Source organism: Bradyrhizobium sp. UFLA05-153, from assembly GCF_054185185.1.
Genome location: NZ_JBBIAM010000236.1, coordinates 1 through 6202 on the forward strand (window position 1 = coordinate 1; position 6202 = coordinate 6202).

The following is a 6202-nucleotide window of genomic DNA, read 5'->3' on the forward strand; positions in this document are numbered from 1 at the left end:
TGCGCGTCGAGAATGCCGGTCGGACTTGCGCCGCCGGTGGTGAAGAGCGCGTAGTTGGCGGTCGTCACGGTGATGGAACCGGTGGTGGGCGTGTTGCCGACACGAGAGTAAGACGACACGAGGTTGAAGGTCGCCGGCGTGGCCGTGGATCCGCTGCCCGTGTTGATGCTCAGCCAGTTAATTCCGTTGAAGGTCGCCGCATTGGCGGTGCTCTGCATCTGCTGCTGGATCTGGGTGATGTCCGCCTGGATCTTGGTGCGGTCAATACCGGCGGTCTTGGCTTCGACCAGCAGCGACTGGAGCTTGGTCAGGCCGGAGTTGCTGTCGCCGATGACCGAGTTCAGAGCGGTATATTCGGTATCGACGGTCGCGGCCGACAGACCGAGCGAGTCGGAGACGGCCGAGAGCGCAGCGTTGTCGGCACGCATCGAAGTCGCGATCGACCAGTAGGCGGCGTTGTCCGAAGCGGTGGCCACGCGCTGGCCGGTGGAGATCCGGGTCTGCGTGGTAGAGAGTTGCGAGCTCACAGACCGCAGGGTCTGGAGCGCGGTCATGGCGGAAGAGTTCGTAAGCAGGCTCGACATTGCGAATGTCCCTTTATGTACGCGTTACATTTTCATCAGGGGACATACCGGGCTTTCACCGGTACGGAGGGGCGGCATCATGCCTTTGGACTGATGTGGGTGGGGTCCAACCCGCCGTGACGCATTGCTAGCACGTCGAATCTTGCTTCCAGATTAAGGGCAGCTTGAATTTCGTAGCAATATCATATGGTTAATATTACTTTTCACTAACCATAACCAGCCGGTAGGCCGACGATCGCGGCTCTTACGAGAACGACCGCACCAGTCCGGAGGCGAGCAGGTTCCAGCCGTCGATCAGCACGAAAAACAGCATCTTGAAGGGCAGCGCGATCACTGTGGGCGGCATCATCATCATGCCCATCGACATCGTCAGCGTCGCCACGATCATGTCGATGACCAGGAACGGCAGCATGATGAGGAATCCGATCTCGAACGAGCGCCTGAGCTCGGAGATCATGAAGGCCGGGATGATGACGCGCAGGTCGATGCGCTTATCGTCGAACTTCCTGCGAAAGCTTTCCGCGGCGAGCGACTCGAAGGTCTGGAGATCCTTGTCGCGGACATGGGCCAGCATGAACTCGCGGAACGGATCGGTGATCTTCAGATAGGCCTCTTCCTCCGAGATCTCGTTCTTCATCAGCGGCTGGACGCCGGTCTCCCAGGCGCGATCGAACGTCGGCGCCATCACGTAGAAGGTCATAAATAGCGCGAGGCTGATCAGGACAAGGTTGGCCGGCGTGGTCTGAAGGCCGAGACCGGAGCGCAGGAACGACAGCGCCACCGCAAATCGCGTGAAGCTCGTCACCATGATGAGCAGACCGGGCGCCACCGACAGCACCGTGATCAGCGCCATCAGCTGGATGATGCGGCCGCTGGTCGAGCCGTTTCCAGGCGGCAGCAGCGAGTTGAGGTCCGGAATTTGGGCGAGTGCCACCTCGGGCAGCAGGATTAGCAGCAACGCAAGCAGCAGGACTCTCGTTCTCACTGGATCACCAACGTCTCGATAATCAATTCGCGAACCTTGCCCGAGGAGCGGACATTGGCGCGCTCGGACAAGTCATCCCGCAGATGCTGGAGCCCGCGCGCGCCTTCGAACTGGGCAGCCGTCGCCGACCTGAGATAGGCGACGATGTCCTCGCTGATGTGGGCGGCCAGTATGCCCGCCTCCTCGTCGTTCATGCTGTCGGTGACCATGGAGGCTTCGACGCGGGCCCAATTGTTGGCGGGCGCCGCAAGATTGGTGACGACCGGCGACAGCTTCCGCAACCGTGCCGTCCCTGTGTAGGTCGACGCAACGGGCGGCGGGGTGACGTTCTTCCTGGCATCGACGACGCGCTCGGCCGTCACCAGCAGGTGATAGCCCGTGACGGCGCCGGCGCCGACCGCAAGCAGCGTCAGGATCACGATGGCCGCGATCAGGCGCATGGCGGCCCCTGTCGTCGCAACGCGACCCGATTGGCCTCGGCCTCAGAACGGCGCCACGGTGTCATAGACCCGATGCCCCCATCCTGGCTGCTGCACGTCAGACAGATTTCCGCGACCGCCATAGGACACGCGTGCCTCGGCGATCTTCTCATAAGAGATCGTGTTTCCCCGCGAAATGTCCCGCGGACGCACGATGCCCCCGACGTTGAGCACGCGCATCTCCGTGTTGACACGAAATTCCTGCGATCCGCTGATCATGATGTTGCCGTTCGGCAGCACGTCGGTCACGATCGCGGCAACCGACAGCTGGATGTCTTCTGCGCGGTCGATCTGGCCGTTGCCCTTGATCTGGGTATTGGTGGAGAGGTTGGCGCCTGCCTGGCCCTTGTCCTTCCATCCGGCAACGTCCATCAACCAGTCGAGGCCGAACTTGATCTGAGAGTCGCGCGAGCGATCGGTCTTGTTGTCGAGCTTCGCCTTGTCCTGCATCGAGATGATCACCGTCACGACGTCACCGACGCGCCGCGCGCGGGGGTCGCGGTAGAGATCGGTGCCGTCGTCCCAGGTCGAACGGTAGCTGACCGGGGTGCGGACGCGGGGCGTCACCGGGATCGGATATGCCTGCGTCCTCAGGCCGTCGCCCACGGGAGACAATTGCGGCCCATGCAGGATCTCGGACGGGTCCTGGGCGCAACCGCTCAGGAACACGAGCGACAGGATGAGCATCGGCTTCTTCATTACTTGGTCTTTCCGTCGTCCACGCGACGCATTCCGCCGAGCAGATCGGCCAGATGCGCCGCGCGGGCCGTATCCATTTCATTGAAGATCGCGCTCGAGCTCCTGGGGCTCAGCTTGGCGAGCACGGCCGCGGCGGTCTCGTCCGTCATGCTGGCGATCTGGGTCGCGGCAGATTCCGGCTTCATGCGCGAATAAATCTCGACCACGCTCGCTTCGGCCTTCTTCAGGAACTCGTCGCGAAGCGCCATCCATTTCTCGTATTCGGTCCGCTTGGCCTCGACCTCCGCGATCCGCTCGCGCAGCAGATTTTCCGCCTTCTCCAGCTCCTTCAACTGCCAGGCCAGCCGCGCGTCGACGGCGGGGTCTGCGACGCTGCTGCAGAACTGCGCAACGTCATTCTCGGGCGCCGCAGCCGCAACGGGTGGCGCGGGCTTCGGCGCTACGCTGCCCGTCTTGGGCGGGCGCGTGACAGGCGGCGTCTCGGGAGCCGGCACCGCGCCGGTGGTCAGGGGTGCGGCATCTTCCGCAGCCCAGGCCGTCGCCCTCACCGAATTCGTGTCATTAGGAGGCGGCGTGATCGGCGCGCGAGGCTTCTGCGGACCAGCCGCGCGCGCTCGCGCGAAGGAGAGCAGATTGAGCGGCTTTGACGGCTTCGGCTCGTCCAGCGCCGCAGCCGGCGATGCGCTCGCCAGCACCGACACCGCGATCAAGCAGAAGAGATGCGTTTTGTAATCCAGCTTCAGCATCGGGCCGTACGCGAATCGCGATCGAGACGACAGACATGCGCGATCAGGCTTGCATGGCGCTTGCGCGTCATTGGACGATCACATCGGCCTGGAGCGCGCCCGCCGTCTTGATCGCCTGGAGGATCGCGATAATTCCGGACGGCTTCAGGCCGATCTGGTTGAGACCGCGCACCAGCCGCTGCAAATCGACGCCGCTGAGGATCGCAACCTGGGCCCCGGGCTCGTTGGCCTCGACCATGGTCTGCGGAACGACCACGGTCTGCCCCCGCGAGAACGGCGCGGGCTGCGACACGACGGGAAGCTCCGTTATGCGAACCGACAGATTGCCGTGCGTCACCGCGACAGTCGAAATCCGCACGTCGCGCCCAATCACCACCGTGCCGGTACGCTCGTTGATCACCACCCGTGCGGGCGTATCCGGCTCGACGGTCAATTCGCCGATCTCGGCAAGAAAGCGGACCGGGCCGGCATAGCTCGGCTTCGACAGCACGATGGTCCGGTAGTCGCGCTCGAAGGCGATCTGCGCCCGGTAGCGGCCGCCGGCATAGCGGTTGATGGCATCGAGAATTCGCGTTGCAGTGACGAAATCGGGGTTCTTCAGCTCGAGCACGAGGAACTCCATCTCGTGAAGGCTCCCCTGGACCTCCCGCTCGATCAGCGCGCCGTTCGGAATGCGACCGGCGGTCGGCGTACCCTGGCTGACATTCTGCGCCTGGCCTCCCACGCTGTACCCGGCAACGGTGACGGCCCCTTGCGCCACCGCGTAGACAGCGCCGTCAGCCCCCCGTAGTGACGTCATCACGAGGGTGCCGCCGAGCAGCGAGGTGGCGTCTCCGAGCGAGGACACCGTCACGTCCATGCGCTCGCCCGGCGAGATCGACGGCGGCAGGTCCGCGGTGACCATGACCGCCGCGACGTTGCGCGTGCGCAGCGTGGTCGGTCGCGTCGGGTTGGTCGTGCTGGTGGTGTCGTTCCGGACATTGATGCCCATGTTCTCGAGCATCGACTGGAGCGACTGTTCCGTGAACGGGGCGTTGCGCAGCGTGTCGCCAGTGCCGTTGAGGCCAATGACGAGGCCATAACCGACGATCTGGTTTTCGCGCAGTCCCTTGATATCAGCGATATCCTTGATACGGACGGCAGCCTGGGCGCTTGTCGCGGAGGCGATGAGGATGAACGCAAGCAGCAGCCTGATCATGATCCATCCATCACCTTAACGGTGCCGTCCGGCTGGACGATACCCCTGATGACCACACCAGTGTCGGTGTTGCGCACCGGAATGAGCGCGCCCGCCGCGCCCGATTGCAGGGCCGAGCCGTAGGTGACGATCGAGAGGCCGCTGTCTTCGACCACGACCTTGACCATAGCCCCGCGCGCGACGGTCCAGGGATCCTCGACCGCATTGGTCGGGATCGGCTGGCCCGGCAGCAGCGTGCGCCGCGCCATGCGTCCGACCAGCACCTGACGTCCTTCGATGAACATGGCGACGCCGAGAAGGTTGGCCGCGAAGGCACGCTCCGTGATCATGTCCTCGCGGATCAGTTCGCCCGCGCGTATCGACACGGCCGGCACCGGAAGTCGCCGATCCTCGGCCGCAGCCAGGGATGCAGAAGCGAGCACCAGCAGCGCGGCGGCCAACCCGCGCATGATCAGGCCGAGCCTGTTCGACATGGATACACCGGAACTAGCGGCCAAGACCCTTCGACACGGTCTGGGCCATCTCATCCGAGGCCGTGATGACCTTGGCATTCATCTCATAGGCGCGCTGCGCGGAGATCAGCTCGGTGATTTCCTTGACGGGATCGACGTTCGAAGCCTCGAGATATTGCTGGTTGATCTTGCCGTAGCCGGAATCGCCCGGCAGACCGACGACCGGCGTGCCGGAAGCCGTGGTCTCGCGATAGAGATTGCTGCCCAGCGGTTCGAGGCCAGCTTCGTTGGCGAAGTTCGCGAGGTTGAGCTGGCCGATCTGGCGCGGGTTCACCTCCGTGTCCAGCTTGGCAAACACTTGTCCGGTCTGGTTGACCGTGACCTGGACCGTTCCCTGCGGCACCGTGATCGCAGGATCCAGCAAATAGCCGTCCATTGTGACGAGTTGGCCGTTGGCATTGGTGTTGAACGAGCCCGCGCGGGTATATTGCACCTCGTTGTTCGGGCCCAACACCTGAAACCAGCCGCGGCCGTTGATTGCCAAATCGTAGGGATTGCCGGTCTGCGTGAGCGCGCCCTGGATGTGCAGCTTGCGGATGGCCGCCGACTTGACGCCAAGACCGAGATTGGCGCCCTCCGGGATCGGCGATGAGCCCGTCGCATTCGGAACGCCCTGCATGCGATCCATCTGGTAGAAGAGGTCGGTGAATTCCGCACGCGCCCGCTTGAACGACGTCGTGTTGATGTTGGCGATGTTGTTCGCAATGACCTCGATATTGGTCTGCTGCGCGTTCATTCCGGTGGCCGCGATGGCGAGCGATTTCACAGCTTGATTCCTTCAGGTCAGATCGACATGCGAACGACTTCTTGGTAGGCCTGCACGACCTTGTCGCGAACCGCGACCGCCGTTTGCAGCGTCTGCTCCGCCGACATCAGCGCCTCGACGACGCGCCGCGTCGATTCCTTGCCCTGGATCGCCGAGATCGACGCGGCCTCACCGGCCTTGAGCGTCCCGATCGCATCTGTCGTGACCTGCTTCATCACGGAGTCGAAGCCAAC

General features: G+C 63.6%; 9 protein-coding genes. All 9 read right to left on the reverse strand.

Going from position 1 to position 6202, the window contains the following annotated elements; genetic code table 11:
* Positions 1 to 584, reverse strand: a 584-nt coding sequence (locus Q2941_RS50310) for a flagellin N-terminal helical domain-containing protein (protein ID WP_458197356.1), incomplete at its 3' end; no start/stop codon positions are given.
* Positions 585 to 828: 244 nt separating this feature from the next.
* Entirely contained in the window at positions 829 to 1569 is a 741-nt protein-coding gene (gene fliP / locus Q2941_RS50315; protein WP_254111044.1) for a flagellar type III secretion system pore protein FliP, read from the reverse strand.
* Positions 1566 to 2009: a flagellar basal body-associated FliL family protein gene (locus tag Q2941_RS50320; protein WP_027527200.1), complete on the reverse strand. Its 444-nt coding sequence runs from the start codon at positions 2007 to 2009 to the stop codon at positions 1566 to 1568. Before Q2941_RS50320 ends, fliP begins: the two co-directional genes overlap by 4 nt.
* Before the next feature lie 42 nt (positions 2010 to 2051).
* Positions 2052 to 2747, reverse strand: coding sequence for a flagellar basal body L-ring protein FlgH (gene flgH / locus Q2941_RS50325; RefSeq protein WP_027527199.1), 696 nt, complete (start codon positions 2745 to 2747; stop codon positions 2052 to 2054).
* Positions 2747 to 3493, reverse strand: coding sequence for a MotE family protein (locus Q2941_RS50330; protein WP_027527198.1), 747 nt, complete (start codon positions 3491 to 3493; stop codon positions 2747 to 2749). The genes flgH and Q2941_RS50330 overlap by 1 nt, the downstream gene beginning before the upstream one ends.
* Positions 3494 to 3560: 67 nt before the next feature.
* The gene (flgI, locus tag Q2941_RS50335; protein ID WP_027527197.1) at positions 3561 to 4691 is read right to left on the reverse strand and encodes a flagellar basal body P-ring protein FlgI; all 1131 of its coding nucleotides are present in this window, start codon (positions 4689 to 4691) and stop codon (positions 3561 to 3563) included.
* The gene (gene flgA / locus Q2941_RS50340) at positions 4688 to 5164 is read right to left on the reverse strand and encodes a flagellar basal body P-ring formation chaperone FlgA (RefSeq protein ID WP_245288243.1); all 477 of its coding nucleotides are present in this window, start codon (positions 5162 to 5164) and stop codon (positions 4688 to 4690) included. The genes flgI and flgA overlap by 4 nt, the downstream gene beginning before the upstream one ends.
* Before the next feature lie 13 nt (positions 5165 to 5177).
* Entirely contained in the window at positions 5178 to 5969 is a 792-nt protein-coding gene (flgG, locus tag Q2941_RS50345) for a flagellar basal-body rod protein FlgG (protein ID WP_027527195.1), read from the reverse strand.
* 17 nt (positions 5970 to 5986) lie between these two features.
* Positions 5987 to 6202 (reverse strand): flagellar hook-basal body complex protein FliE (fliE, locus tag Q2941_RS50350; RefSeq protein WP_458197357.1); only part of this gene is annotated, 216 nt, incomplete at its 5' end.